Genomic DNA, 3357 nt, shown 5'->3' on the forward strand with positions numbered 1-3357 from the left:
CGTTCTTTAAAAATTCGGATATGTGATAGATAGACTGACATGCACTTTCACTGGTGTGTGATCAGGCTAAGGTAAAATTTGTGAGTTCTGCTCTTAACTGAGCGAAATGCGAATTTTCGGCGAATGTCGTCTTCACAGTATAACCAGATTGCTTGGGGTTATATGGTCAAGTGAAGAAGCGCATACGGTGGATGCCTTGGCAGTCAGAGGCGATGAAAGACGTGGTAGCCTGCGATAAGCTTTGGGGAGTCGGCAAACAGACTGTGATCCAGAGATCTCTGAATGGGGGAACCCAGCCAGCATAAGCTGGTTATCTTGTACTGAATACATAGGTGCAAGAGGCGAACCAGGGGAACTGAAACATCTAAGTACCCTGAGGAAAAGAAATCAACCGAGATTCCCTTAGTAGTGGCGAGCGAACGGGGACCAGCCCTTAAGTTGGTTTGAGATTAGTGGAACGCTCTGGAAAGTGCGGCCATAGTGGGTGATAGCCCCGTACACGAAAATCTCTTATCAATGAAATCGAGTAGGACGGAGCACGAGAAACTTTGTCTGAATATGGGGGGACCATCCTCCAAGGCTAAATACTACTGACTGACCGATAGTGAACCAGTACCGTGAGGGAAAGGCGAAAAGAACCCCGGAGAGGGGAGTGAAATAGAACCTGAAACCGTATGCGTACAAGCAGTGGGAGCCTACTTTGTTAGGTGACTGCGTACCTTTTGTATAATGGGTCAGCGACTTATATTCAGTGGCGAGCTTAACCGAATAGGGGAGGCGTAGCGAAAGCGAGTCTTAATAGGGCGCTTTAGTCGCTGGGTATAGACCCGAAACCGGGCGATCTATCCATGGGCAGGTTGAAGGTTAGGTAACACTGACTGGAGGACCGAACCGACTACCGTTGAAAAGTTAGCGGATGACCTGTGGATCGGAGTGAAAGGCTAATCAAGCTCGGAGATAGCTGGTTCTCCTCGAAAGCTATTTAGGTAGCGCCTCATGTATCACTGTAGGGGGTAGAGCACTGTTTCGGCTAGGGGGTCATCCCGACTTACCAAACCGATGCAAACTCCGAATACCTACAAGTGCCGAGCATGGGAGACACACGGCGGGTGCTAACGTCCGTCGTGAAAAGGGAAACAACCCAGACCGTCAGCTAAGGTCCCAAAGTCATGGTTAAGTGGGAAACGATGTGGGAAGGCTTAGACAGCTAGGAGGTTGGCTTAGAAGCAGCCACCCTTTAAAGAAAGCGTAATAGCTCACTAGTCGAGTCGGCCTGCGCGGAAGATGTAACGGGGCTCAAACCATGCACCGAAGCTACGGGTATCATCTTTTGATGATGCGGTAGAGGAGCGTTCTGTAAGCCTGTGAAGGTGAGTTGAGAAGCTTGCTGGAGGTATCAGAAGTGCGAATGCTGACATGAGTAACGACAATGGGAGTGAAAAACTCCCACGCCGAAAGACCAAGGTTTCCTGCGCAACGTTAATCGACGCAGGGTTAGTCGGTCCCTAAGGCGAGGCTGAAAAGCGTAGTCGATGGAAAACAGGTTAATATTCCTGTACTTCCAGTTATTGCGATGGAGGGACGGAGAAGGCTAGGCCAGCTTGGCGTTGGTTGTCCAAGTTTAAGGTGGTAGGCTGAGATCTTAGGCAAATCCGGGATCTCAAGGCCGAGAGCTGATGACGAGTGCTCTTTAGAGCGCGAAGTGGTTGATGCCATGCTTCCAAGAAAAGCTCCTAAGCTTCAGATAACTGGGAACCGTACCCCAAACCGACACAGGTGGTTAGGTAGAGAATACCAAGGCGCTTGAGAGAACTCGGGTGAAGGAACTAGGCAAAATGGCACCGTAACTTCGGGAGAAGGTGCGCCGGCGAGGGTGAAGGACTTGCTCCGTAAGCCCATGCCGGTCGAAGATACCAGGCCGCTGCGACTGTTTATTAAAAACACAGCACTCTGCAAACACGAAAGTGGACGTATAGGGTGTGACGCCTGCCCGGTGCCGGAAGGTTAATTGATGGGGTTAGCGCAAGCGAAGCTCTTGATCGAAGCCCCGGTAAACGGCGGCCGTAACTATAACGGTCCTAAGGTAGCGAAATTCCTTGTCGGGTAAGTTCCGACCTGCACGAATGGCGTAACGATGGCGGCGCTGTCTCCACCCGAGACTCAGTGAAATTGAAATCGCTGTGAAGATGCAGTGTATCCGCGGCTAGACGGAAAGACCCCGTGAACCTTTACTATAGCTTTGCACTGGACTTTGAGCTTGCTTGTGTAGGATAGGTGGGAGGCTTTGAAGTGGGGACGCCAGTTCTCATGGAGCCATCCTTGAAATACCACCCTGGCAACCTTGAGGTTCTAACTCAGGTCCGTTATCCGGATCGAGGACAGTGTATGGTGGGTAGTTTGACTGGGGCGGTCTCCTCCCAAAGAGTAACGGAGGAGTACGAAGGTGCGCTCAGACCGGTCGGAAATCGGTCGCAGAGTATAAAGGCAAAAGCGCGCTTGACTGCGAGACAAACACGTCGAGCAGGTACGAAAGTAGGTCTTAGTGATCCGGTGGTTCTGTATGGAAGGGCCATCGCTCAACGGATAAAAGGTACTCCGGGGATAACAGGCTGATACCGCCCAAGAGTTCATATCGACGGCGGTGTTTGGCACCTCGATGTCGGCTCATCACATCCTGGGGCTGAAGCCGGTCCCAAGGGTATGGCTGTTCGCCATTTAAAGTGGTACGCGAGCTGGGTTTAGAACGTCGTGAGACAGTTCGGTCCCTATCTGCCGTGGACGTTTGAGATTTGAGAGGGGCTGCTCCTAGTACGAGAGGACCGGAGTGGACGAACCTCTGGTGTTCCGGTTGTCACGCCAGTGGCATTGCCGGGTAGCTATGTTCGGAAGAGATAACCGCTGAAAGCATCTAAGCGGGAAACTTGCCTCAAGATGAGATCTCACTGGGATCTTGAATCCCCTGAAGGGCCGTCGAAGACTACGACGTTGATAGGTTGGGTGTGTAAGCGCTGTGAGGCGTTGAGCTAACCAATACTAATTGCCCGTGAGGCTTGACCATATAACACCCAAGCAATTTGCGCGTAAGCCGAATTGTGGTGGTGAAGACGAAAGACCCGAAAATTCGCAACATCACAAATCGCATATCCGAATTAGCCAAGAGTGTTCCTAAGACATTCTGGGCAACCGAATTTCTTGACGACCATAGAGCATTGGAACCACCTGATCCCATCCCGAACTCAGTAGTGAAACGATGCATCGCCGATGGTAGTGTGGGGTTTCCCCATGTGAGAGTAGGTCATCGTCAAGATTCATTTCGCAAAACCCCTATCTGCGCATGCAGGTAGGGGTTTTGTCTTT

At 51.2% G+C, this 3357-nt stretch carries 2 rRNA genes; both read left to right on the top strand.

Going from position 1 to position 3357, the window contains the following annotated elements:
* The first annotated feature begins 164 nt into the window (after window positions 1-164).
* A 23S ribosomal RNA gene (locus tag ABE459_RS25765) occupies window positions 165-3058 on the top strand.
* A gap of 133 nt (window positions 3059-3191) precedes the next feature.
* Window positions 3192-3307, top strand: a 5S ribosomal RNA gene (gene rrf / locus ABE459_RS25770).
* Window positions 3308-3357: the final 50 nt, after the last annotated feature.

Origin of the sequence: Pseudomonas sp. TWI923, assembly GCF_039673365.1 — a bacterium.
Lineage (GTDB): Bacteria > Pseudomonadota > Gammaproteobacteria > Pseudomonadales > Pseudomonadaceae > Aquipseudomonas > Aquipseudomonas sichuanensis.